Below are 24,988 nucleotides of genomic sequence, written 5' to 3' on the forward strand. Positions count from 1 at the left end.
AAGTACCTGCATAGAGACCAATTGGAGAATTAGCCAGGTCACATCGAAGGCTTACCCAAAGCTCGCGCTTCCAAACATTAAACCATTAGAGGAATAGGTTATGTCTCTTCAAGACAAACTAGATGCTTTCAAAGAAGTATTTAAACAACAGGCCCCGGAAGGAGCATTTGAAGCCTTTGCCAGATCATCCAGGGAATTGGCTGCTAGTGGCCAAGTTGAACGTTCGATTAAAGTAGGGGAGAAAGTCCCATACTTTACATTGCCAGATTCAGAAGGTAACGACCTTGTCCTGGAAGAACTCCTTGCCAAAGGGCCCGTTATTCTAACGTTCTATCGAGGCGTGTGGTGCCCGTACTGCAATATTGAGCTGCAAGCGTTAGAAGAAGTTGCTGCAGAGATCAAAGCGCGTGGCGCAACCCTGGTTGCTATTTCCATGCAGGGGCCCGCTGAAAGCCGCAAATCTCAGAGGGATAACAAGCTAAGCTTCCCAATTCTGACTGATCAAAGTGGAAAGCTTGCTGAAGAGTTTGGTATCCGCTGGACATTACAACCTTATGTAATTGAGTTCCACAAAGTGTTCAAAGTCGAACTCCCGACCATCCATCGTGACGGCGCGTGGAACTTACCTATGCCAGCAAGATATGTCATAGATACCGATGGAACAATCGCATATGCGGAGGTGAATCCTGACTATACGCGTCGCCCCGAACCCAGCGACTTATTTCCCGTACTTGAAAAGCTGAGTCAGTCTACAACTGCATAGTATGTAAACACCTCCACCTCTTTAGCGCTGACTAGCGCCAAAGAGGTGGAAGCACTCAATGTAAATCGATATCGAGCACCGTAAAACCCAACTTATATGGTAAGACTCATGGTCAATTTTACACGTTACACAATTGAAACAGCGCCAGAAGCCTCTAAGCCCACTCTAGAAGCCGCTAAAAAGAAAATGGGATTTGTACCCAATCTAATGGCAACCATGGCCGAATCACCTGTAATGGTAGAGAGCTACCTAACACTTATGGGATTATTTGATAAATCTCGCTTGAGCGAAACGGAGCGAGAGATAATCCTGATGACAAACAGCCGCCTAAACGGTTGCACCTACTGCATGGCTGCGCATACCGCCGTTTGCAAAATGGCCGGTGTAGATGAAAATGTCATCAAGGCGCTGCGTAGCGGTAAAACACTCGATGACCCTAAACTCGAAGCGCTCCGAGCATTCAGTGTCATTATCAATGAGAAACGTGGATGGGCCACAGAAGAGGAGGTTGAGGCATTTCTTGCAGCAGGTTATACGAAAGAGACGGTTCTAGAGGTGATAGTTGGAACCAGTCTAAAAGTACTCTCGAATTACTCTACCCACAATCTGAATGTCAGTCTCGATGATGCGTTTTTGCCCATGGCTTGGAGTAAGGATATGGATTCGAATGGTTGAGCGTAACAGCAAATAAACAACATGTATCCGATTCATGCGTCTAATAAAGACTGGGCCTTGGGAAGAGGGCGCCTGTCCAGATCATAAAGGTGACGATAAGAACCCCACTGATTCACCAAAGTAATGAGGCCCATATAGCCACTATGGGCCTCTACTATATTGTCCGAGATATTCGTGGTATCTAAGCCCCTAAACAATACATCCTCTTGAATACAGCCTTCTTTTGGCTTATCACAATTACTCCATTTCGCTACGAACAATGCCGGGTGTTTTGGCTTGTCCCCGTACTCGGTCAGGATGATCGCGCTCGTTAAAGCGTCTCAAGCCTTCGGATAGCTCTGCTCTGGATTCAGAGTCGCTGAATAATCGGTTGAAGCACTCAGCCTCAATTCGTAGACCTTCATCAAGATCCTTTCCATAACCACGAATGGCGGCTTCTTTATCAGAGTGAATCGCTGGCTGGGGAAGGGTAGAGATATACTGTGCTAACTCTACGGCACGATCTAATGCGGCTCCCTTTGGCACCACTTCGTTGGCCAATCCAATGCGATAAGCTTCTTCAGCATTAATAACTTTTCCCGTGATGATTAACTCCAGCGCTCGCCCCATACCAACAATACGCGGCAAACGCTGAGTACCACCATCGGCTAAGCCGATATTCCAACGACGACAAGTCATTCCAAAGGATGCGTGTTCTTCTACAATCCGCATATCGGCAAAACATGCCCACTCAAAGCCACCCGCATAAGCAATTCCGTTCACAGCCGCAATGATAGGCTTATAAATATCGGTCCAGCGGGATGGGCCTAAAATACCTGGAGCTTCTCCTCGGTTATGCCGGGCAATATCAGCGGGCTCTACAGGACATAAAACAGCCACGTCAGGATCCGGGTGATTAGTGGGTTCGGTTGCAGCAAGATTGCTTTTCAAATCACCCCCTGCACAAAATGCAGAATCGCCAGCACCGGTGATTACCGCAACTTTTGCTCCGTCATCGGTACGAAAGCGATCGAATGCATCCACCAGCTCACGGTGAGCGCGAGTACCAATACAGTTCTTAACCTCTGGACGGTTAAAAGTAACGATGGCTACAGGGCCAATTTGCTCGTATTTAATATGATGATATTCCATGTCATAAGACCTTTATCATGTGGCGTTGAAGTAATATCTGGAATCTAGCCTTGAGCTGTCAATCTCATTCGGTACTCGTTTACTGCCCGTATTGATTGGAGTCCTCTTCATCACTAGCAGTAATTATTTGGTATTGGTGTAGAATTAATTCTGGCATCTTATACAGAAAGACTACCATAGCCTAAATGCGCTTGTTATCTTAAGTTGCCCGCCAGGCTGGTATGCCAGACGCTTTAATACCACGTTTAATTATCCGGAATTGCCTACGCATAGGCCTCTCTAAATCATTTTGACCAATACTTGACGCAATAGGAATGATCCACGCAGTATTCCGCAAATGCTTTTAAAGGGAGCAGGTGTGACTGTCAAAATGCCCATAAATGTAACACTTAAGTCATTTCCGCTCGCACCGGTCTATACGGCCAGCATGGTGGTAGTAAACCCCCTTTCTGAGTTTTCTACGCTTGAGCTGAACCCCCTGATTATCCGATTTTATATCATACTGCCTAGCAAGGCATGGAAAGCAAGCTTCGGATAGAGTGAGTGTGCACCCATAAGTTGGCGTGTTCGTCCCCCCATAAGTTGTCGCAGTTAGGGACCGAAAGGGCTATGACTCACAAAACGACCGGTAAATGAGTCATAGATCCAAGTTTTATGGCTCATAGAGAATGGATACCCTCTCGCGGTTACACCTCTATCACAGAAGCGAGCCGAGACATCAGCCATTACTTGATGACTTACTACAACTGGGAGCGTCCCCACCAACGCAATGACGGATTACCTCCCGCAAAAGCGGAAGAAAAATTTAACTTACTATCCGGAAATAGTTGACCACTACACAGCCACCTATTAGAGAGAAAAGCTCAGGGCTTTCTATATTGGCTAACGAAACTTTACCAGCTTCATGAAACGGTACTCAGGCCGAGTTTAGCTGCCGCAGGCTCCTAACCGATAACCTAAAAACTATCACACTGACACGTGTCAATGCCCCAATTTTTTCGCCGGAGCTGCCAGCCTGCAAATGCTACAACCCTCTACCCAACAGTTTTGCAGTCGAGTTATAACTTGAAAGTCAAGTTAACAGCTGGCGATTTTGCGTGCGGATTTTAAGTTGATTTCAAGGTTAGGGGCTATTTCTGCAAGTTCAATTTGTCTGCGGTACTCTCGTGGAAATTCTCATTTCTTATGGAGGCTGAGGCGATGATGGCTTTATTTGGTCAACTGATTGCGGGGCTTTTTCGCTACTTTAAGGTCGGCAGGGGCAACCCTGGACAGGGCGGGGGGGCCGCGCCGCAGGTGGTGTTCTCTTACTCTCATTTTTGCGGTAACCCGGGCAGATATGCCAATAATTCGCGGCACTGAATACCGGGCTCGTGGGCGCTGGTATTTTGCACTTAACGTGCAATTACGGGTTGACGCCAAATAGGAAGTTTCTTTGTATTTCAGTGGGTTAGCGGATATAGGTCCAGCTGGAGGCATCGAAGCTGGTGGAGCTTCTCCCCATGGACGCAAGGCTGGTACCTTACCCCTGAAAACTTACGCACTGACACGTGTCAGTGCCCGATTTCTCCGCCGGGGCAGCCCGTCAGCAAACATTCCCATCAAGGCCCGGTTTTGCTTAGCAAAGAGCCAAGAAATTCACGTTAAATTAAGCGCCTATTATCACAATTGTTACTATACAAGTTATTGTGATATGTAGATCAGGGTGCTAGCATGTATCACAAATATAGAAAATAATCACTTCTGTGATATTCATAATGGACACTTTGAGAGTCATGGCGGTAGAAAAATTATTTACTGAGCAGGAGTTACAGCTTCTACTTGATATGAATGCGGCCCCTCCACACGGGCAAAGAAATGCCGCGTTGATTATCGGAGCTGTTTACTGGGGGCTAACGCCTTCAGAGTTGAGTTTGTTGCAGTTGCAGCATGTGATGGCACAAAGTGGAGAGTTTTATAGGATTTGGACCCTGCCGGAATCAGTCTCATACAATGGCGAAGCCAGGGAATTGCACACTGAAGATCACGTACTCCCATTTTTTGAAGCTTACATGGAAAGCCGGGTCGATAGGCGGTTATTTCGCAGTAACAAATCATGGTACCGGCATTCAGATCCCGAAAGCTATTTTTTCCTTAATGATAGAGATAAAGAATTTAGTTTATCTCTTAGGAGTAAAGGATCTAGTGACCGTCAGCCAGTATCTATGAACTCCAAGCTGAAACAGTTAATTGCGAAAACATCAATTCAAGGCGCTAAACCATCATCATTCCGAGATACTTTTATCAAAAATATGTATGAGGCTGGTTGTGGATATAAAGATCTTATGGCCGTAAGCGGGATTAAAGGGAAAGAAACCTTGGATCGAAAGATTAGGCCAAGAGAAAGAGAGCTGGAAAAAATTTTTCGCGATCTATTTAATAAGGTCAGAGTGCCCAAAAGCAACTGAAGGTTAAAGTACGATGAGTTTTTATATGAATAAGAAACTACTTTTTCAGTGCAAGCATTATATGACGCAGTTCGTGTTTGATACTGCCGCACTGGAAGATTCACCTTTCACATTGCCAGAGGTCCAAACGCTGTTAGATGGGATTACAGTTGGTGGGCATACCCTGAGCGAGCAGAACCTGGTGCTAAACCAGAAGGCCAGCTGGGAGAAGCTATTTGGGCTGATCGAGGCTGAACGCTTCGCAGTAACAAAAAAGGTAGCGTGCAGTCTTCAAGACCTGGTTGCCAAAGAAGAGGCCCTGGATTGGGGCTGCTTTAGAACTGGCAATGTACGAATCTCTGGTACTGAATACACCCCTCCAAAGGCAGAAACCCTGGATGCCAAGTGGAACGAAATGATCGGCAAGTTGGGGACGATTCAGGACACTAAGGTACGGGCTTGCTCCCTATTTTTGCAGATGGCTCGCAATCAATTCTTCTGGGATGGGAATAAGCGTACTGGTCGGCTGATGATGAATGGGGTTCTGCTATCTGAGGGTATTTCCCCTATTTTGGTGCCGGCAAAAGCAAAGCTTGAGTTCAATACCAAAATGATCCGGTTTTATGATAGCGGCAATGAGTCAGAGATGATTGATTTCCTGGCAAAGTATCACGTTGACTTTGGATAACAGCAACTCATTTTGAAAGGAAGCAAAATGCCTGAATCAATTCAGTATGGCCTACAACAGAATGCACTAAAAACGTTAGTCGCATCTAGTCGAGATATAGAATTTGAGTTAGAGGAAGTTAAACCGAAGAAGGCCGCCAAATCACGTTGCTTTCATCTATGGATAATAGATGCCTCCGATTCAAGTAGACCGCGCTATCTTCTAATGCTTACCGGACGCCCTGGAGCTAAAGTTTTCCGAAGCGTTGACCGAGCAGTTGGATATGTTGAAGAGATAAGCCCCGGTAGTAGTAAATTAAAGGTAACTGGATTGATTAGATCTACTGAAGCTCAATAAAATTAGAGGATATTAGGAAGATGGACACAGAAGAGATTATTGGGCGCTTATCACAGGCAGTGAGCCCAGATTATCAATGGCCCGAGATCCCTGCCGGATGGAAGCTAGAGTTTATTCTGTATCCAGATGGTGAGCTTGATATGGATCTTCTTCACCCTGTATCTGCTCGCTTTTGGTCTGAAGACAACGGCTTCTTAGATATGCCGGTGATGAAATCTGGCAAGGTCATCACTGTGACTGACCTAAAGGCCGCAGGAGTCCCGCTTATGACGACCTTTGGTCATGCTGTTGTGTCTGATGTCCCCCAAAAAACCCATCTTGCCACTGTTGAAGAAAAGTAAGGGGTAGGTAGGAATATGGATAAATTTGTAGCTGATAGAAAAGTAATCCAAGAAAGTTTTAATAGTACCTGGAGGTATATTTGGGATTCGGCTATTGCTATTAAAAATGGAAGAGTTGAAAGACTTAGTTCCTTGCCACAAAATATGAGTTGGTCACTACTTAATCCCGGATCAATTTTGGCGTCGGCGTACATATATTTTGTTATTGGTAGAGAAAGTAATCTTCTTACAAAATTTCCAAGCTCAAAGTATTGTGATTTTATAAGTAAATTCAATCTTATTGTTACCACTCGTGAGTTTGAAAATAAATCTGATAAAGACAAATGTAAATATATTATTAGGCGTCTTAGGAATGCCATTTCTCACGGAAATGTATCATTTGAAGATCGTAATAAAGAGGGGGATGCTCCGATTGATGGGAATAGGTACTTCATATTTTATGATGAAGACCCGCGGAGAACAGATGATAAATGGTGTGCCAGCATAAGCATTCCTGATTTTGGAAATATAGTAGAAGAGGCTGGAGAAGTTTGTTTTAACACATAGTGTCACACATATAGAGATTGGAATATGACGGTTGCCTTGTTCGTAGAAACGTCAATGTGAAAAAAAGGGCGGGTTATATCTGTCAAAATCAAGAAATTGTTGGGATATGCTTTCAAATATGAATTTCAAAGTATACATATAAAAGTAAATAAAATTCTGATTTAGATAATATAAAGGAAAGCATTTTGGGTGAAGCAAAAAGAAGAGCGAATGAAATCATCAAAATAAAACAACAGCATATCAATTGGTTATCCAATCTAACTGAAGAGGAAGCGACGATAGCTAATTTAGCTGAGAGACTGGAAGAAAAGCTCATTCAAGCTCAGTCATTCACAGAAGGGTGCTATCATTTAGCCTTTTTCATGACTCGCTATTTGGCGGAAAAACAGATTTCTGTTATCCCTGTAGTTGGATGGGTGAATGATGGTACTTGGGAGGGTGTAACTTCACATGCATGGATTGAGTACAATGGTCTGAAGACTGATGTATCATTAACAAAAACATCTCACCCTGAGCAGCAGCCTCCCGGCTCTTTAATTGTTTTGGATCATGTATTAAAAAAAGGAAAGGTAGATTACATTTACTATCACAATAATGCTGAAGAGGTGCTGGAGGCTAGAAAATTTATTTCATCTACCCCCAAGCTTAGAATGATTCAAAATTATAAAGAGCAACAACATAAAGAGATGATGCATATAGCAGAGCCAGGTCAATTAAAACGGATCGATACTTATCTTTCTAATGCTCCTTTAGGTTTAAGGTTCGAAGACCTGAAGCGAATCGTAGAAGAGTAGCAGTGCGCTTGTATATGATCACTTTTAAATAATTGGGAGATTATTGGAGTATGAGTGATGGAGATATAAAAAAAGGGAGACTTTGGCTACACGGGTGCGGAAAAGCGCGAAGAGCTTAAATCTAAAGAGGTGGAGTGGCACATTGCAGAGAAACGAAGTCGCTTGAAACATCGTCCAGGGCGTGCTGAGTTGCGAAAGGTAGAAAAAATAAAGGCGCAGATTAGGGCAAAAGTAGAGCACCCATTCCGATATATAAAAAATATCTTCGGGTATGGAAAAGTACGCTATCGAGATTTAGAAAAAAACGCTCAGCGCTTGTACCTCTTGGCAGGCTTCACCAACTTGTTAATTGGAAAAAAATATCTGCTGCCCTAGGGTCAGTGCGCCAAAAATCTGCAAAACGCGGATTTTGGGCAATAAAAATGGAGGCAAATACGCATGGAAACCTGAGTTTCGAAGAATAAATAAGCGTTTTTTGATATTGTAAAACGTGATGAAGGAGTAGAAGCTGATTTTCAGAGCTTCCAAAGAAAGTAAAAACAGATAGTGAGTATGAATAGATAATGAAAGATGACGTAATAGCTTTGTATAAAAGTAAAGAGATTAGAATTGCTCTTGCACACTTCTATAATATTTGGCCAGTAGAGGAGATAGCGAACCACTTCTCAGCCTCAAAAGAATTTGTAAAGCAGGTAACCACGGAAAATGATCGTTGGATTGACCGTAAGTCAAACGACATTACTTTCTATTATGGTGATAAATCAGAAATAGCTTATGCAATCTATGGCTATTTTATAGAAAAGACTACTAAAGAAGCAGTCCGGAAAATGATATATGCAGCGTGTGATCACACGGAAAAAGGTATTAGTGAGGCTATGGCTGCATGTGAAGAAGAGATGAAAAAGAAAAAGGATGGAAAACCCTCCCGATTATAAATTTGGGGGTTAAAACTGTAGGGCGTAGGAATATGATATTTACATGGTAGGTGTGTATTGATTATCAATGTAATCTAACAATAGTGTATTAAAATATTTGGCTTCATTTGTGATAGATTTTGGATTTTAAAGTGGATGACATAGTAAAACGGGCTGACACAATCAAAAAGTGTGAAAACCTTATTTCTAATGCGAAAGCAAATGGTCGAGAAGATATAGCAAAGCAGGCTGTGGAGCGTATCTTACAAATACGAGCAGAAGCTCATGGGGCCGAAACTGTGGCAGAGGTAGAAGCATTACAAGCTGTATATGCCTATGAAAAGGTACTGAGCGCAAAAAATGGTAAAAGCACTAAGGCATCGAGGACATGGCCTATGATTAAGCGTCACGGCATTGTTGGTGCTGTAGAGCGAGCAGTTAATAGGCCGAAAGAAACAAAAGGTTATCACGCTTTAGTTGAAATGGGGCTGGAAAAGCATGCATTTGAGGCAGTGATACTTCGACATCCCCATGTGTTTTCTGAAGAGGCGATAGAGATTTCTAAACAGCGTATAAGTGAATGGGATTCTGAAAAAACATAAAAGGTAAAGGATTTCGTTACCGCTCCTAGCGGACAGCCGATACCTATCACATATTTAATGCCAATTTAGCAATTGATTAAAAATTAAAATTTACAAACAAGGGGAATTATGGAGAACTTAGCAATTTTTTGTGCCGATGTAGGATCAATAAAAAACCAAAAATTTGGTTGGGCTGCCTTTTTACCAGGTGAGCATGAGTCCTTATTAGGTACAGATATTGAGGTTTTCGCCAACTTAATTGCAAAGTCCATCTCAAGCAGTCATAAAGTCACACTGGGATTTGAGTGTCCCATGTTCGTTCCTGCTCGAAAGAATCCAATACTTGTAAACTCTGCAAGATTAGGAGAGGGCAACCGAAGTTGGAGTGCTGGAGCTGGTACAGGTGCACTTGCAACAGGGCTTGTTGAGTATCTTTGGGTTTTTGCACGTATAACTGAAATACTTGGCTATTCACCAAACATTCAGTTTGATTGGAATGAGTTTCTTAATTCAGATAGCGTGTTCGTATGGGAGGCATTTGTTACCTCAACCTCAAAAGGCGCGGGCCATGCTGAAGATGCAGCTATAGCCGTTGATTGCTTCAACAGGGCGATTTCCGAGATTGATTCTATAAGCGCAATCAAAGAAGAAAGTGTGCTTTCGCTAGTTGGTGCGGCTGCATTAAAGGCTGGATGGTCAACTGATGTAGGTTTGCTTTCTAAGTCTTGTGTTGTCATAAAAGCATAGCAACTCTAAGTAGTAAATCTCACACAGAATAATTGGGGGCATAGTAAATCCTGCCCCCCTTATTGAGTACAGCATTAAAAGTATAGCGTAAGCGGATAGAATGGTTTCAGCCACGTGCAGCTAAGGATTAAAGACGGACAGGCTTTAAATCCGCCTTTGGCCGGGTTACTTGCTGCTGCACTGAAGATGGGTGGCACCAGTAACGAACATGAACTTTATGATCGGATAGTGTACGAAAAGGATTTTTTAAAGGGTATAGATGAAGAAAAATTATGTGCTGATAGATTTAGAAAATATCGTACCAAATAACTTGAGTCTACTCAGATATGAAAATTTCCGCGTGATAGTTTTTGCAGGGAAGACTCAGAACAAGGTGCCTTTAGATTTAGCAATGGAAATGCAGAAGATTGGTTCGCGAGCTGAATATATCCGGATATCGGGATCAGGAAAAAACTCTTTAGATTTCCATATAGCATATTACCTTGGAGAGCTTTCAAATACTGAGCCAGATGCATATTTTCATGTCATATCTAAAGATAAAGGTTTTGACCCATTGATAAAACATCTGCGGGAGAAGAAGAGATTCATCCAGCGCCATGTCGATATATCAGATATGTCAATATTAAAGCCCCTGGGAGGCAGTAACACACTGGCCGAAACCGATTACTTAAAAATTGTTAATTCGTTAAAGAAGCACGGCAAGAATCGGCCAAGAAAACTTGAAACACTTACGCGAAAGATAGGTGAATTATTTAATCCGACTTTAGATAGCGCTAGGATCAATATGGCTATTGAAAGACTAAAAAACGATAAGCATGTTGTGGTAGAAAAAAAATCAATAGAGTATAGCTTTGAGGGGTAGTTAGTTGGGTGGCGAGTGAGAGGCACTATTTTGTGGTGGCTTAATGTATCCAGGCCTTTCGCTAAGATGGAAAAATTCCCAAATGAAGGGAGATTTGAGTATGAAAGGCAGGCGATGGCTGAGGCTAAACGTCTGAAGCTAAATGATACCAGCTCTGTTGGTGTGAGAGATGTAACCAAGGCCGGATTTTAATCCGACTTCTACTTTTTCGAATATTCAAATGATAACTGGAAGGAAAAAATGAATATTAAGTTGACCCTTATTATTGCGCTCTCACTTCTCCTCGCTGCTTGTGGTGATGAAGACTGTCCTATTCCATCTATAGCAGTAGAAACACCATCCGGCGTTATTTATGTGTCTTCAGAGAAAGACGCAAAACTTATTATCTCTATGGTCGAAGAAGCCAAGAAGTATAAGAAAATGAAGCTTGGTGAAGTCGACACAAGAGATGTAACAAAGTCAGGATATTAGAAAAGGGCTAAGACATGGACTTCATGGCCAAGAAATGGATTTGGATAGTTCTTCTCTCACTTATTAGCATTGATGTTATTGCTCAAGATACAGGAGTGCTAGATGGCATAGTTACTAGCTATAAAACTGCTGCTGATGGCTGGACAGCGGCAATCAAGGGGTATGTTTTTTCCTTGTTTTGGTCTTTAGCACTGTTGGATTTTGTGTGGACAGGTATAAAGCTCATTTTTCGTAAGCCAGATATCAATGATGTGATATCGGAATACTTAACATACCGAAAAAGTTGATAATGAGATTGGAAGATGGCAGGAATAGAAATATGAAAATGATATCACTAACCGAGGTTTTAAGCAGGCCAACATGGAATCGAAGGCTTATTAATGAATTACTTGACGATCCAGATGAAATAAAATATAGAAGCAATGGCGCAGTTCATCAGAAATCATTTTCCTTTGATCGGGTGGTTGAAGCAGAAAAAAAAGGAAAATTTAAAGCAAAAGAAGAGGCGGATCTTAAACATCAGCAAGAAATCAAAGAGCGTGCTGATGAGATAAAAGACAGTTTATTAAGTGCAATTGCGATTGATATAAATGCCTTAGAAGTTCCTAAAACCGGTGAAATAGACGAGGTTTTTAAAGCTTGCAGAAAACAAATGCGCTCATTCGATAGTATGATGAGGGTGGTTGATATGGAAGCCTATCGGAGAGTGTATAGTCCTCATTCTGATAAGGGGTTTATAACGCCAGATATGGAGTTATATAGACTTATAAGTGAACAACGCAAAGATTTAGCCTTTAAGGCAGGCCGAAGGTTTCAGTTGTGTTATATGAATGTCTCACAATCATTTGGCTGGAGCGACCTTTTGGCAGAGTAAGCATTGCCTGAGAAATATAAATCTATTTTAAAAAGGTCAAAATGTTTAAAAAGCAATAAGGAGATCATGGGAATATGGGGGCTACATTAAGTGAGTGCCGTAAATATCGGTACATTCTGTCACGTAAAGTAGATGATTTTGGTGGAAAAGTATTCGCTTATTTTGGAGTGAACCCATCTACAGCGGATGAAACCATTGATGACCAAACGGTAAAAAAATGGATTAGTTTCACGGCCAAAAATTCCGGTTCTCGTTTTGTCGTGGGTAACGTATTCGCGTATCGTGCAACTGAAGTTAACGAGCTAGCTAGCGCTGAAGATCCGGTTGGCCCTGATAACGACGAATACATTTCAAAGATTATTAACCAGGCTGATGTACTGGTTCCTTGTTGGGGCTCTAGAGACAAGCTTCCTAAACATTTAAGGGAGCATCTGGATAGGGTTATGTCATTACTTCTGGCATCGGGCAAGCCGGTTCTTTGCTTTGGTTTCACAGCCTCTGGTGATCCAAAGCATCCTATGATGCTTTCTTACGAAACCAAATTAGTGCCTATAGATTAAGGTTTGAATATGGAGAACGCCGGAAATGATGCGTGGGGTGAGGGCATAGAAGCACAGACCAATGGCCTACTCATAAGTGACAACCCATACCGAAAAGGCAGCTCTGGATATGAGAGCTGGAAGTTGGGTTGGCAGCAGGGATATAAGGATTTGATTTACTGGGTATAGTAAGTATCAGAACTAATCCTGGATCTTCAAGCTTTCGTATAACTAAAACTCCAGTAACAAAATTTGGAATGATACTATCACAGGAAACATTAGAGCCTGAAAAGGGATTGTCAGGGACAGTAGTAAATAATGCTCCTTTTATCATTGGGGCAATAATTAAAGATCTACTGTAAGAAGAATAGTCTTTTGACCCGGCGAACTGATAGTTAAATAAAGGCTCAATATTTCGCCGGGTTAATGTCAGCTGGTTAATAAGGAGATTGGAACGTGGCAGCTTTTAAAGGAAAAACCGGAAATATACGGTTAACTTTATTTTCAATTAGCGCATTAAGCATGGGCATTTCAATAGTAAGTGGCTTTAACTCTGAGTCATTTGATATGTTTTATGCTGATAACGCGATATCGTTGTCGGTAGCAGGTATATCTCTTCTGATATGGATTCTACTTGCTATTGTAGATCCTGATTTCAAGTTAACAAATTAAGGGTTATTGGTGGGAATATGTGGGATTACTGTATTGAGTGCAAAGATACAATCTATCCAGATGATGAATCTATTTCGGTTGACTCTGATCATTATCACTTTGAGTGTTCTGAAACGGTTACAAATAGGATTTACAGGGACGGTTATCAATCCGCATTAAATGGTGTTTCTGAATCTATGAATCCTCATAAGGAATTAAGCCAGTATCATTCAGAGTTTTGGTCAGATGGATACACTAACGGACTAAGGGATTTAAAATTAAAGGCTGGGTAGGAATATGACAGTTTTTGGAATACCGCTTAGGAAACCGGATCAGAAAGACTTGCTTGTTATCGGTCTGATCGTTTTGGGAATGCTGGTCATAAATATTCCTCTGGCAAGCGCCATCGAGGTAAAACCTCAGACACTCTTGGCCTGGACGATGGCTGGAGCTTCTGGTGGCTTTCTCAGTGCATCGGGTATCCGGGCATCTGAGGGAAAGAAGCAGCTCTTAATAATTTCAATAACCGCTTTGCTCTTTGGGATGTTTGGGCACTTTCTTGGAGTCTACTTACTAAAACTCATTGCCGGATAGAGGTGGGAATATGGTTTTTGGTTCAATTTCAAATAGATCGAAACAGCCGCTAATAGAAGCTATGAGCACCTTTCCAATAATAGAACAAGTATCTGAAAGTGAAGTCCAGTTTCGTTCAAGAAATCAGGGGACGATGATTCGATATACATTTTTTTCCCAGGGAGAGGTGATAGGTGAGGTAGTGACTGAGCTGTGGTGTGATGAGAACCTTCTGCTAGTTCATGAAATCAAGGCTTCAACACCAAGGAAGAGGCAAGGGACAGCTATTATCAAGTGGCTCGTAGGGCAGTCTTCACAACTGATTCAACCTGTACACGTTATAAGCGATGGTATGTCTTTTTGGATGAAGTTAAAAGAGATATGGCCAAACAGAATTGCCAGTTCGGACCTAAGGTGCAGTGAATACGATGAATTACTAGAAATGCGAACTTGAGGATTGGAAGATGAAGGCCAAGGTAATCACTGTGGAAATCTATTGGTAATGAGTTATACATTTGGTTTGATCGCTATTCCAGCTATTTTTTTTGCTTATTTTATTTTCTGGATGGCTTATTCCGTAAGGAATAATACCATGGATGGGAAGTTGAAAAATATTGCAAATAAAATCGGTATAATACCGGCTCAAGAATTTTTTAACGATATTGAAGAGAGATATGTTTCGACAAAAGGGCAACTCTTATCGCTAAGAAAAATAAATAAAACCGTTCTATCTAATCACGACGCAGGCTTTTTTAACCGTTACTATTATAACCTTGAACACAAGGTTATATTCTATATTGACGAAGAAAAACATATATGTGAAAGGTCTGTTTTTAGCATGATTAACAATAAAGATGAAGATCGCGCTGATCGGGCGCTTGCCATTGTTAGCAGCTCTAAAAAAGTCAAAGTTTATTATGATCCTGATAATATTAAAGAGTCCTACGTAATTTTCAATGACATAAAGGATTGGTCTGCGATTTAATTCAGATCACACTCAGAGTCTTTTTCAGCGGGCAGAAATCTCTAGCTTTTAGTTGTATGCTTGATGGGAGATTATAGTTACACTGATTAAACTCACAACTTTCATATGATCAGCAGGGAGAGGAAATATGAAAATAAAAGGAACTGTGATTGGTTGTCTATTATTTTTTTCTACTTTGAACGGTTGTTCAAATTTTGATGCTTTAAATGGTGGTATTCAAGTTGAGCCTTGGCCAGATAATTTGGAAATTCAGCTTTCCCAAAAAGGAGGGCGGTTATGCTACGAAATAGAAAATGAAAGTGGGTGTTTTCAAAAGGGTCAGTCATCTTATCTTGATGCATACCATGAGGCAAACAAGTACAACACGTTTGCAAAATTTAATTGTAGGCGTATGGAAAACGTGCGAAATGTTTGCCACGTATATAAGCAAATGGGTGGTCCAAAAGGCGGAAATGTACTGCGAGATAAAAATAGAGAGTAGAAACTCCACGGATGTTACATTTTGGAGCCTTCTGGGTGGGGGGGTGAGGAGTGTGATATAACCTCTATTCATGGGGAAAACCTAAAATCAAAGATAGCTTACTATCGAGAAGAAGAAAATAAATTGAATCGAGAGGCTTTAGAGGAAAATCGTACAATTTATAACTACAGGCTCAAACAAATTAGAGAAAATCCAAAGGTTGGTGATAGGGTTTCAATTGGCTTTTTTAGGTCTGGTATTATTATTGAAGTAAAGCGTCCGCTTGTACTCGTGCAATTAAATTCTCCTGAAGATGGTGCCGGAACTAAATGGGTAGAGATCCAAAACCTTAATCCACTTTAATGGCCTCCTAGAGGAGGGGGATAAATATTTGTATCAGCCGAGTAGAATTATAGATTGCCCGCTGTGATAGCGTGAAATTCCAGTGCCGGTGCAAAATCCCGGCTCGTTACAGCTAGCCGTCGCCTGTAAGTCCCGCGGTGGCGCGCGATGGTTTTTCCCACGGGGTACTTGCTATGGCGCGGATACTATATGAAGTCAAAGCTGATCTCGAAGAGTCGTCCGAACAGTACCGAAAACAGACAGATACGGACAGGTGAATCGCTATGACCGCGAACGCCTTTAATGGCACGCGCAGCGTGCCCGCACTTGCTGCCCAGGAAAGCGCCAGCGCTGGGCAGCAAGAACGAAGTTAAGCCGCTCCGCGACTTCCTCGCGAGACGGAGAGCGTTATGGGAGCACACAGGAAATCATCGGAGAGCTTGGTTTAATCACGGTTCGACACGAGCACCGCAATCAATCTTTCGGAAAACAGGGGCAGACTTGGTTATCGGAAATAGCGGTCAAGAAAAAATTGAAAACCTGAGGGGGTTCAAGGGGTTACGATATTTCCGATATTTGTGAATATCGGATATTTTATAAATGCCCGTTTTTCCGTATAATTTGCCGCATTCCAACAACAACTCCATATTTCTATGTCTGCTTCCAACCGGCCACCAGCACCAATCATCGACAACCTGAGCAATCTTGAGAATCCATTCCGCTGCACCAGCTTTTCAGCTAGCCGTTATCTCAGCAAGCAGATTCCTGGTGCTAATACCGATCTGGAGTTCACGCTTAAGTTTCTTTACAGCTACAACGGTAGCCAGGCAACGTTTAACAGCTACCGCCGTGAACTTGAGCGCTTGCTGCAATGGGCGTGGCGCATTGAAGAAGCTTCAATAATGACTCTGAAGCGCGAACACATTGAGGAGTTTGTGCAGTTTTGCATTGAGCCGCCAATTGCCTGGATCGGAACTAAGAATGTTGCCAGATTCAAAACACAAAATGGCGAGCGCGTTGTGAATGCCGATTGGCGGCCATTCGTAGTCAGTGTATCCAAAGTTGAGTTTCGTGCTGGCAAGACGGCTTCCCCCAAGGAGTTCCGGCCATCCCAGGCAGCGATCAAATGCATCTTTACTGCATTGTCGTCTTTCTTCGATTTTCTCTATCAAGAAGGCCTGGTTCCAGCCAATCCTGTGGCACTGATTCGCCAGAAAAGTAAGTTTGTTCGACGTGAGCAACAAAGCCAGGTTGTACGTCGAATCAGCAACTTGCAGTGGGATTATGTCCTGGAGACTGCTGAGATCATGGCCGAGACATCACCAACTGATCACGAGCGAACTTTATTCATTATGAACGCCCTATTCGCTATGTATTTGCGAATCTCTGAGTTGGTTGCGGATGAAAGATCGGCACCAGTTATGGGTGATTTCAAGAAAGATCGCGACGGAAACTGGTGGTTTCACGTTACGGGCAAAGGTAACAAAGGCCGGGCGATCACTGTTTGCGACCAAATGTTGAAGGCCTTGAAGCGCTACAGAAATTATTTGCAGCTCCCTGCTCTGCCCAGCATTAATGAGCAGACACCTCTGGTGCACAAGTCCCGTGGCAAGGGACCGGTTACCAGTACCCGACAGGTTCGCCTGATTGTTCAAAACTGCTTTGATTCTGCCCACCAACGGATGGTTGAAGAAGGCTTAGGGGAAGATGCTGAAGATCTTAAGGCTGCCACTGTGCACTGGCTCCGCCATACGGGTATTTCTGAAGATGTGAAGTACCGCCCCCGCGAGCATGTGCGCGATGATGCGGGCCATGCAAGTATGGCTACGACCGATCGCTACATTGATTCCGATATGCGGGAGCGGCATGAAAGTGGGCGGAGTAAGCGGGTAAAGGAGGAGCGGTAATACTACCGCCCTACCCTCATGTAAATGAAATAGCTTGACCCATAAACGATACGATATATCATTGCGCACAATCTGATTAACCTAGTACACATGGATGAATACTCAGAGTGTGGAGAGACTAATGGCACATACAAACAAACTCCCAGTCACCGTCCTTTCAGGTTTTCTAGGTGCCGGTAAAACTACCGTACTTAGCCACATACTGAACAATCGCGAAGGCAAAAAAGTTGCTGTAATCGTCAATGACATGAGTGAAATCAATATTGATTCGACGAAAGTACAGAGCGAAGTTTCTCTTAACCGTAGTGAGGAGAAGCTTGTTGAAATGAGTAATGGCTGTATTTGCTGCACTCTGCGGGAAGACCTTCTGGAGGAAGTCACTAAGCTTGCGCAGGAAGGACGGTTTGATTATCTCGTTATTGAATCAACAGGGATTTCTGAACCCTTACCCGTTGCTGAAACCTTCGCTTTTGCCGACGAAAATGGTGTTTCTCTCTCTGATGTTGCCAGTTTGGACGCAATGGTGACGGTGGTCGATGCAGTCAACTTTTTAAAGGACTATGACGAGGCAGTATTTTTACAGGATGCTGGTGAATCATTAGGCGAAGACGACGAACGCAGTGTAACTGATTTGCTGATCGACCAGGTCGAGTTCGCAGATGTCATTCTGATCAGTAAAACGGATTTAGCTGGCCCTTCTGATGTTGAGCGCCTAGAGGCCATTCTGCGAACTCTAAATACGCAGGCAAAAATAGTTCCGATCTCTCAAGGGCAAGTCAATATTGACGAGGTTCTAAGTACCGGCTTATTTGACTTCGAGCGCGCGCAGCAAGCACCTGGTTGGCTTAAAGAGATGCGAGGTGAGCATGTTCCTGAAACTGAAGAGTATGGCATTAGCAGTTTCAGCTACGAAGCACGTAGACCCTTCCATCCAGAAAAATTTCATCAATTTCTGCACAATACTGAGAGGCACGGCAAGTTAATTCGTTCCAAAGGGTATTTTTGGCTGGCGTCTCGCCCTGAGTTTGCAGGCGAATGGAGTCAAGCGGGAGGCATTGCCCACTATGGTTTCGCTGGGATGTTCTGGAAAGCTATACCCAAAGAAAACTGGCCCACAGACGAAAATTATCGCAGCTCCATTGAAAAACAATGGGTAGAACCCTTTGGTGATATGCGGCAAGAACTAGTATTTATTGGCCAGAGTTTGAATCAAACCAGCATGACAAAAGCGCTTGATGACTGCCTGCTAAGCGAGGACGAAGTGCTACGAGGCAAAGAATACTGGGCGACATTGAATGATCCATTTCCCGCATGGGAACAAGGATGAATATTAACCCCACCCCTGTACTTAGCTAGATCCTTTAGTGGAAAAGTGTAAAAGACCGACGAGGTGCCGGTCTTTTATCAAACTTACTCCTTTCTACAGTTTAATTCTCTATAGCGGCCTCAACGGCTGCCGCCGCATCAACAATGCCTGATCCACAGCGCCGACATGAGCCCGTAAAGCTTCGGGCTGTACTGGTGAGAATGGATTCAACCTCATCTGGTGTAACATCGGGCTTGACTGAATATATAAGTGCGGCTGTACCGGCAACATGTGGAGCGGCCATGCTGGTGCCGGCGTAGTAAGCGAAGCTATCACTACCGGGAGTTCGCGCGCCGCTGTTTAATGTAGAGAGAACGCCATCGGATTCCACCGAGTTAGTTTCACCTCCGGGGGCAGCGACATCGACCACATTGCCGTAGTTGGAGTAGTAAGCAAGTCCTCCGGAGCGGTTGGTCGCGGATACTGTAATGACTCCTGAACAGTTAGCCGGCGAAAACCAGAAGGCATTCCGCCCAGAGTTACCTGCGGCAACAACAACTGTGGCGCCCAGGCTACGGGCTGTATTGATGGCACTTTGAGTTGTGCTTCCACAGAGGCCAAAGCCCCCCAGGCTCAAGTTCAACACTTGAGCCGGAGTTTCATTGGCTGGTGCACCACTAACCGAGCCGCCAGCGCTCCAGACAATGCCATCAGCAATATCAGATGTGTAACCGCCGCAGCGGCCGAGTACTCGAACGGGGAGCACTTTTGCTTTATGGGCTATCCCAGCGATACCCATATTGTTGTTGGTGACGGCAGCAATGGTGCCGGCCACATGAGTGCCATGCCAGCTGCTATCAAATTCGGGATACAGTGGGTTTCCGCAGTAACTATCGGTATACCAATCCCCGGGATCACTGGCATCACTATCACGGCCATCCCCATCTACAGCGATATCGGAATCCGAAATCATGTCGTAACCAGGCAGCAAGTTGTCCATGAGGTCTGTGTGAGCGAGATAACCGGTATCAATAACTGCTACTACCACGCCCTCCCCCTGAGTTATATCCCAGGCTGCGGGCAAATTCAGTCCACCATCAGCTTCAAAGTAGTGCCACTGGTCGTAATAGCTGGGGTCATTAGGGACCGCCATAGGGTGCATCATCAAGTCGGGCTCAGCGTACTCAATATTGGGGTCTTGTTTTAGGCGGTTGATTATCAGGTTGATCTCGGCTTGGCTTTTTCGGCTCCCCAGGTGCATGACTTGTGCACCCGTCGCCATGCGCCGCAAGTGGCGCAAGTTGTGGCCCGCACGGCGAGAGGCTTTCTCCACAGTTTCCTGAGTCATGCTCGCTGACCGTCCGATCGTGGAATCCTGCTTGTATTTCACAATGATCCGGTCAGTTGTTGGGGAACTACTTAGGTTATCCATTTGGGTGGCGAAGGAGCCTGTACATAGAAGTGAAAACACACCTGCTAGAGTGGATTTTTTCAACAGTGACTTCATTATTGTTATCTCTCCATGATGATTTAGCCGACGGGGTGTAACATCCTAACCATTAGTACCACTGTCCCTGTGGTGACAGGGCACGTTAGGCTTTACGCAAGATATATGCCTGAGCAAGTCATGGCTGGATATCGAGACAAAATTAGTACCAGTGTTTCAATTTTGCCCACAGGGATAGTAGTGGCAACCGATGTATCCTTCTTAGGTGATTGTCGGCCTCTTTCTATTCTTGTGACAGCCTCCACCTAAACAAACTTATTTATCTGTCTTTGCACCGATATAGAGATAACTAAGGGCTTTCCAATCACTGTGCACAGAAAGGCTGCAAAATACCGTTCGAAAATTTATCAACTTTAAAGAAAAGGCTGGAGCTTGAAGGTAATTCACTCTGATAAAACGAACTTTAATCGAACAGTGGAAATGATCATCACAGAATTGGTGATATTGCCGGCAATATCACTAGGAAAGGATTCTGCAGAGATCAACGTGTTAAATGAAAGTGCCAGTCAGCTTAACTGACTGGCATTATTTGAGTAGAACAGCTATCTACCCACCCCACAGGAACCTGTCGAGTGGGAGTTAGCCCATTTACTCAGTACTAGCACTCAGAGAAACGCCAGAGTAGTCAGAGTAACCGCGGATACTGATATACCAGGTACCTGCGCCTGGATTGCTGATGCTGCAGCTTTCATCATTACCCCACTCGTAAGGGCGACAATCGTAGGCTGTGCGGGTGGGCTCTTGGCCGAAACGGACGTAGAGATCTGCATCCCCACTGCCACCAGACATTACGGCGCTCAGCGTTGAAGCTCCGCTATCAACCTCAATAGTGAAATGCTGCCAGCCGTTGCGGGAACCACTAAGATTTGTCTCTTCCCAGCTGTCACTACCGCCACCGCCGCCACCACCTGCGGTATAGCTGCCCACGAGACTTACGTTAGAGAAGGAGCTATATCCACGTACCATGACGTGATAGGTTCCTCCCTGTACGTTATCGATATCACAAGTTTCATTATTGCCTGAAGTATAGGGGCGGCAGTCATAGGTACTGGTTGTGGGGGCGCTGCCATGGCGAACGTAGAGGTCAGCATCGCCGCTTCCACCGGACATTACAAAAGACAAGTCTGTAGCGTTGTTAGGCACTTCTAGGGTGAAGTTAATTTCATCACCACTGTTACCCTCGATACCAGTCTCAGCAACACCATTTTCAAGTTCACCGCCGTCGTTACCGCCACCACCGCCGCCACCATTGGCCGAGGCTACGGCCGCTGCTGCATCGACAATACCTGAGCCACAGCTGCTGCAAGAAGCCGGGAAGCTCCGTGCGGTACTGGTGAGGATTGATTCAACTTCATCTGGGGTCAAGGTAGGGTCTACAGAGTAGAGCAATGCTGCGGCACCGGCCACATGAGGCGCCGCCATACTGGTGCCCTGGATGTAATAGTAACTATCACTGCCTGGGTCAGTAGCACCATTGTTATAGGTAGAGAGGACGCCGTCGGAGTCATTGGCGAAGCTCTGTGCTCCGCCCGGCGCTGCAACATCTACTACATTGCCGTAGTTAGAGTAGTAAGCACGACCGCCACTGCGATTAGTCGCAGCCACTGAGATCACCCCATCACAACTGGCAGGAGTAAATTGGCTTGCATTAGCATTGCTATTGCCAGCAGCTACAACAACCGTCGCACCGAGACTGCGAGCAGTATCGATGGCATTTTGTGTAGTAGTACCACAGCTTCCGCTGCCGCCAAGGCTGAGATTGAGTACGTCGGCGGGATTCGCATTGGCTGGCAGTCCACTGACAGAACCACCAGCACCCCAAATGATGCCGTCAGCAATATCTGACGTATAGCCACCACAACGGCCGAGCACACGGACAGGAACAATCTTGGCCTCATAGGCAACACCTGCGATACCAAGATTATTGTTGGTAACGCCAGCGATAGTGCCGGCAACATGGGTACCGTGCCAGCTACTGTTGCTTGAGGAGCTATCTCCACAAGTACCAGAGCTATACCAATCACCCGGATCGGTGGCATCGCTATCGCGACCATCGCCATCTACGGAAACGAAGGTATCGTCGATCATGTCGTAGCCCGGCAAAATGTTGGCTGCCAGGTCTGCATGGGGTCGATAACCAGTATCGAGTACCGCAACCACAGCCCCGTTACCCGCAGTGGTATCCCAGGCTGATGGAAGGTTCAAGCCACCTGTAGATTCATAGTAGTGCCACTGATTGAGGTAACTTGGGTCATTAGGTACAGCCACTGCTTTCAAGATCAGATCTGGTTCTGCGTACTCCACATCCGGGTCTTGCCTCAGGCGATCGATAATTGCATTTACTTCAGCTCTATTTTTTCGACCTTCCAGGCGCATTACCTGAGCGCCAGTAGCTATGCGGCGCAGATGGTGCATTTTATGGCCAGCGCGACGGGAAGCTTTTTCCACAGTTTCCTGAGCCATAGTAGCGGCCCGTCCAACTTTAGCGCTTTCTTTGTACTTAACGATGATGCGATCAGTTAGCAGCTTGTTATCCGCTTCTTCCGCATAGGCACCAAAAGGCGCAGTGCATAGCAATGAGAATGCACTTGCTAAAGCCGTCTTTTGTAAAAGAAATTTTAAAGATAATTTCATTATTGTGGTTTCTCCGAAGTTATATTTATTCCAATACCAAAAAATCATTCGATATTGGTTACTCCTAAACCGCCCCGCTTTGGCTAAATAAATTCTATAAAGGGAAAGCCCAAAAACTGCTGAATTTAGGATCATTTAGTTAGCTTGAGCGAAATTGGTACCATTGTTTCAGCTTGGTACAAATGTATAACGACTTGGAAATTGTTGTCCTCAATGGAGATCTCGAAACTCATGTGGACTGCGATGACAAGTTTTAAATCTCTACAAAAAACTTAAGTAATAAATATTTTTCCGCAAAAAAGTGTGGAATAGTTCACGGGAGATACAACCAAAGAGGATTAACAGATCACATATGACAAAAAATACGGCCTTATCCCTCAAACATAAAGCAATGTTATATCACATCAAAAATATTTTATTTAACTATGACTTTTGATGACTGGTAAGTTGATTCAATGAGGGCTGGGCGCTCTTGCGAGTATGAAAGAAAAGAAAAAATCTACTACTTTAATCGGCGCTAGTTATCAGCCTCTTACTTGAGCTAACCATTCACCGTTTGATAAATCAGCAGCAAATCTAATTTCTCCGAGTTGTATAGCTGCTATATCTCGGCCTTTATAGGTGTTCTTTCGCCAGTGAAATTAAACGATCACACCTGGCTATAGCTTTATAGGCATAGGCCTCTTTGTTGCCTCGAGAAGTATCGAGCTCAGAAAGGACACTCTTTTTAAGAGCAGTAGCAACTTCAATGGCAAGAGCATACTTTTGGTGGTTTAAGCAGTGCCGACAAAAAATTGTTTCCAGAGTATCTTCGCTATCAATGTTTAAATACCCCAAGTCGTGCACATCCTTGTGAAGACCTTGAATAACTTCAAAAGATAAGCCTCTCTCAGAGAGCAATAAAAACTTCTGCTCAGCAATACGCCGCTTTGTTTCAAGCACTAAATCTGGATATTCTTGAATAAGCGGGTAGTGTATGCTTTCAACCTTATCAAACTCAGTAGCTATCTCATCATAACCAAGGTCTTTTACTTTTAGATATGCATCCGTTAAAAGGTTACACAATCCTCTAGATAACTCGTCTTTGCGGAAGCTGCTGACCACTTAGAAATTCTCCGTAGTTACATTACCTATCGTAAGAGCCTTAGAACAAATCAGATTGATCCGCTTTATATCTCAAACAGACTCCTCCATATACGCTTGAGATATATCAACCAGTATAAGACTGATGAAAAAATAATGTGCTGGTTCTCTCTGGCTTCCAACCCTTTGTGAATGGCTAGTCGCCATATAGGTGTCTAATCTAGTGCCATGGAGACACCGACTGCCACACCTGTCCCTTTGTCATAACTTGTGAGGTTTGATATGAGAAAAGCAACTGGAGAAGCGGTAGGCACACAATCCAGGCTAGCCGCCCCTTCTGATTTAAGTGAGAGTGCGAGGGCCAGCATTACTATTGCCGTTAATACCCTGCTGGCAGATACTTTCAGCCTATATGTGAAGACAAAGAACTTTCACTGGCATGTTAGCGGCCCCCACTTCAGGGACTATCATTTGCTTTTCGATGATCAAGCCGATGAAGTATTCGAGATGACCGATGCCCTGGCGGAGCGCGTGCGCAAACTAGGAGGCACTACGCTTCGCTCCATTGGCCATATCGCCAAGCTACAGCGATCTTCAGACAATGATGCCGAGTATGTAGATCCGCAAGATATGTTGTTAGAGCTAGGCGAAGATAACCGGGAAATGATCTCAAGTATGCGTAAAGTCCACGAACTTTGTGATGAGCATAGAGATATTGCTACCGCAAGCTTGCTGGAAGAGTATATTGATCAGGCAGAAAAGCGGTCATGGTTTTTGTTTGAGGCTAGTCGCAGCTCTGGTTTGACACACCACTGAGCCCTTTGGCTCAAGCTTGATCTGGCAGACAGCGCT

30 protein-coding genes and 2 pseudogenes are annotated in these 24,988 nt (G+C 44.2%); 28 read left to right on the top strand and 4 right to left on the bottom strand.

Annotated features, from left to right (window positions below; all coding sequences use genetic code 11):
* The first annotated feature begins 100 nt into the window (after window positions 1–100).
* Together ACJJIN_RS06370 and ACJJIN_RS06375 are read left to right on the top strand one after the other, a co-directional pair.
* The gene (locus ACJJIN_RS06370; RefSeq protein ID WP_413661991.1) at window positions 101–763 is read left to right on the top strand and encodes a peroxiredoxin-like family protein; all 663 of its coding nucleotides are present in this window, start codon (window positions 101–103) and stop codon (window positions 761–763) included.
* A 108-nt stretch (window positions 764–871) separates the two neighbouring features.
* Complete coding sequence (locus ACJJIN_RS06375) at window positions 872–1,438, top strand: carboxymuconolactone decarboxylase family protein (protein WP_282932840.1); 567 nt, start codon at window positions 872–874, stop codon at window positions 1,436–1,438.
* A 237-nt stretch (window positions 1,439–1,675) separates the two neighbouring features.
* On the opposite strand, the gene ACJJIN_RS06380 is transcribed toward ACJJIN_RS06375, so the two are convergent.
* A complete protein-coding gene (locus ACJJIN_RS06380; RefSeq protein WP_444897358.1) occupies window positions 1,676–2,569 on the bottom strand; it encodes an enoyl-CoA hydratase/isomerase family protein in 894 nt (297 codons plus the stop codon).
* Between the two features lie 666 nt (window positions 2,570–3,235).
* Here ACJJIN_RS06380 and ACJJIN_RS06385 point away from each other — a divergent pair.
* The 25 genes and pseudogenes from ACJJIN_RS06385 to zigA all read left to right on the top strand — a co-directional run.
* Window positions 3,236–3,400 (top strand): annotated as a pseudogene (locus ACJJIN_RS06385) (IS3 family transposase); the annotation flags it as partial.
* Between the two features lie 944 nt (window positions 3,401–4,344).
* Window positions 4,345–5,016: a site-specific integrase gene (locus ACJJIN_RS06390; RefSeq protein ID WP_444897359.1), complete on the top strand. Its 672-nt coding sequence runs from the start codon at window positions 4,345–4,347 to the stop codon at window positions 5,014–5,016.
* Between the two features lie 25 nt (window positions 5,017–5,041).
* Window positions 5,042–5,683: a Fic family protein gene (locus ACJJIN_RS06395; RefSeq protein ID WP_444897360.1), complete on the top strand. Its 642-nt coding sequence runs from the start codon at window positions 5,042–5,044 to the stop codon at window positions 5,681–5,683.
* A 27-nt stretch (window positions 5,684–5,710) separates the two neighbouring features.
* Window positions 5,711–6,019: a hypothetical protein gene (locus tag ACJJIN_RS06400; protein WP_444897361.1), complete on the top strand. Its 309-nt coding sequence runs from the start codon at window positions 5,711–5,713 to the stop codon at window positions 6,017–6,019.
* 20 nt (window positions 6,020–6,039) lie between these two features.
* Window positions 6,040–6,360, top strand: coding sequence for a hypothetical protein (locus ACJJIN_RS06405; protein ID WP_444897362.1), 321 nt, complete (start codon window positions 6,040–6,042; stop codon window positions 6,358–6,360).
* Window positions 6,361–6,375: 15 nt separating this feature from the next.
* Window positions 6,376–6,906: a HEPN family nuclease gene (locus ACJJIN_RS06410; RefSeq protein WP_444897363.1), complete on the top strand. Its 531-nt coding sequence runs from the start codon at window positions 6,376–6,378 to the stop codon at window positions 6,904–6,906.
* A gap of 185 nt (window positions 6,907–7,091) precedes the next feature.
* Window positions 7,092–7,700 carry a hypothetical protein gene (locus tag ACJJIN_RS06415; protein WP_444897364.1) on the top strand — a complete coding sequence of 203 codons (609 nt, stop codon included), beginning with the start codon at window positions 7,092–7,094 and terminating at the stop codon, window positions 7,698–7,700.
* Between the two features lie 87 nt (window positions 7,701–7,787).
* Window positions 7,788–8,075, top strand: a pseudogene (locus tag ACJJIN_RS06420) (transposase); the annotation flags it as partial.
* Between the two features lie 188 nt (window positions 8,076–8,263).
* Window positions 8,264–8,635 carry a hypothetical protein gene (locus ACJJIN_RS06425; protein ID WP_444897365.1) on the top strand — a complete coding sequence of 124 codons (372 nt, stop codon included), beginning with the start codon at window positions 8,264–8,266 and terminating at the stop codon, window positions 8,633–8,635.
* 131 nt (window positions 8,636–8,766) lie between these two features.
* On the top strand, window positions 8,767–9,216 hold the full coding sequence (locus ACJJIN_RS06430) for a hypothetical protein (RefSeq protein ID WP_444897366.1): 450 nt from the start codon (window positions 8,767–8,769) through the stop codon (window positions 9,214–9,216).
* A gap of 108 nt (window positions 9,217–9,324) precedes the next feature.
* Window positions 9,325–9,942: a hypothetical protein gene (locus tag ACJJIN_RS06435; RefSeq protein ID WP_444897367.1), complete on the top strand. Its 618-nt coding sequence runs from the start codon at window positions 9,325–9,327 to the stop codon at window positions 9,940–9,942.
* Between the two features lie 259 nt (window positions 9,943–10,201).
* Window positions 10,202–10,804: a PIN domain-containing protein gene (locus tag ACJJIN_RS06440; protein WP_444897368.1), complete on the top strand. Its 603-nt coding sequence runs from the start codon at window positions 10,202–10,204 to the stop codon at window positions 10,802–10,804.
* 66 nt (window positions 10,805–10,870) lie between these two features.
* Window positions 10,871–10,996 carry a hypothetical protein gene (locus ACJJIN_RS06445; RefSeq protein ID WP_444897369.1) on the top strand — a complete coding sequence of 42 codons (126 nt, stop codon included), beginning with the start codon at window positions 10,871–10,873 and terminating at the stop codon, window positions 10,994–10,996.
* 48 nt (window positions 10,997–11,044) lie between these two features.
* Window positions 11,045–11,275 carry a hypothetical protein gene (locus ACJJIN_RS06450; RefSeq protein ID WP_444897370.1) on the top strand — a complete coding sequence of 77 codons (231 nt, stop codon included), beginning with the start codon at window positions 11,045–11,047 and terminating at the stop codon, window positions 11,273–11,275.
* A 23-nt stretch (window positions 11,276–11,298) separates the two neighbouring features.
* Entirely contained in the window at window positions 11,299–11,562 is a 264-nt protein-coding gene (locus ACJJIN_RS06455; RefSeq protein WP_444897371.1) for a TrbL/VirB6 family protein, read from the top strand.
* A 32-nt stretch (window positions 11,563–11,594) separates the two neighbouring features.
* A complete protein-coding gene (locus ACJJIN_RS06460; protein WP_444897372.1) occupies window positions 11,595–12,149 on the top strand; it encodes a hypothetical protein in 555 nt (184 codons plus the stop codon).
* Window positions 12,150–12,223: 74 nt separating this feature from the next.
* Window positions 12,224–12,709: a DUF1643 domain-containing protein gene (locus tag ACJJIN_RS06465; RefSeq protein WP_444897373.1), complete on the top strand. Its 486-nt coding sequence runs from the start codon at window positions 12,224–12,226 to the stop codon at window positions 12,707–12,709.
* Window positions 12,710–12,718: 9 nt separating this feature from the next.
* Entirely contained in the window at window positions 12,719–12,877 is a 159-nt protein-coding gene (locus ACJJIN_RS06470; protein WP_444897374.1) for a hypothetical protein, read from the top strand.
* A 267-nt stretch (window positions 12,878–13,144) separates the two neighbouring features.
* Window positions 13,145–13,360, top strand: a complete 216-nt coding sequence (locus tag ACJJIN_RS06475; RefSeq protein ID WP_444897375.1) for a hypothetical protein — start codon at window positions 13,145–13,147, stop codon at window positions 13,358–13,360.
* A gap of 276 nt (window positions 13,361–13,636) precedes the next feature.
* Window positions 13,637–13,933 carry a hypothetical protein gene (locus ACJJIN_RS06480; protein WP_444897376.1) on the top strand — a complete coding sequence of 99 codons (297 nt, stop codon included), beginning with the start codon at window positions 13,637–13,639 and terminating at the stop codon, window positions 13,931–13,933.
* Between the two features lie 436 nt (window positions 13,934–14,369).
* Window positions 14,370–14,897 (top strand): hypothetical protein, encoded by a 528-nt coding sequence (locus tag ACJJIN_RS06485; RefSeq protein WP_444897377.1) that lies wholly within the window; start codon window positions 14,370–14,372, stop codon window positions 14,895–14,897.
* A gap of 127 nt (window positions 14,898–15,024) precedes the next feature.
* Window positions 15,025–15,378, top strand: coding sequence for a hypothetical protein (locus ACJJIN_RS06490; protein ID WP_444897378.1), 354 nt, complete (start codon window positions 15,025–15,027; stop codon window positions 15,376–15,378).
* Between the two features lie 21 nt (window positions 15,379–15,399).
* Entirely contained in the window at window positions 15,400–15,720 is a 321-nt protein-coding gene (locus ACJJIN_RS06495) for a hypothetical protein (RefSeq protein WP_444897379.1), read from the top strand.
* A 632-nt stretch (window positions 15,721–16,352) separates the two neighbouring features.
* Window positions 16,353–17,606, top strand: coding sequence for a tyrosine-type recombinase/integrase (locus ACJJIN_RS06500; protein WP_444897380.1), 1,254 nt, complete (start codon window positions 16,353–16,355; stop codon window positions 17,604–17,606).
* Between the two features lie 121 nt (window positions 17,607–17,727).
* Window positions 17,728–18,933, top strand: coding sequence for a zinc metallochaperone GTPase ZigA (zigA, locus tag ACJJIN_RS06505; protein WP_444897381.1), 1,206 nt, complete (start codon window positions 17,728–17,730; stop codon window positions 18,931–18,933).
* A 100-nt stretch (window positions 18,934–19,033) separates the two neighbouring features.
* Here the strand turns inward: zigA and ACJJIN_RS06510 are convergent, their stop codons facing one another.
* From ACJJIN_RS06510 to ACJJIN_RS06520, 3 genes are all read right to left on the bottom strand, one after another.
* Window positions 19,034–20,419, bottom strand: coding sequence for a S8 family peptidase (locus ACJJIN_RS06510; RefSeq protein WP_413662043.1), 1,386 nt, complete (start codon window positions 20,417–20,419; stop codon window positions 19,034–19,036).
* Window positions 20,420–21,007: 588 nt separating this feature from the next.
* Window positions 21,008–23,053, bottom strand: a complete 2,046-nt coding sequence (locus ACJJIN_RS06515) for a S8 family peptidase (RefSeq protein ID WP_444897382.1) — start codon at window positions 23,051–23,053, stop codon at window positions 21,008–21,010.
* Window positions 23,054–23,668: 615 nt separating this feature from the next.
* On the bottom strand, window positions 23,669–24,157 hold the full coding sequence (locus ACJJIN_RS06520; RefSeq protein WP_444897383.1) for a hypothetical protein: 489 nt from the start codon (window positions 24,155–24,157) through the stop codon (window positions 23,669–23,671).
* A gap of 261 nt (window positions 24,158–24,418) precedes the next feature.
* Between ACJJIN_RS06520 and ACJJIN_RS06525 the strand changes: the two genes are divergently transcribed.
* Window positions 24,419–24,952: a Dps family protein gene (locus tag ACJJIN_RS06525; RefSeq protein WP_444897384.1), complete on the top strand. Its 534-nt coding sequence runs from the start codon at window positions 24,419–24,421 to the stop codon at window positions 24,950–24,952.
* The last annotated feature ends 36 nt before the right edge of the window (window positions 24,953–24,988 follow it).

The sequence above is a fragment of the Microbulbifer maximicatervae (SeqCode) genome, assembly GCF_052467505.1.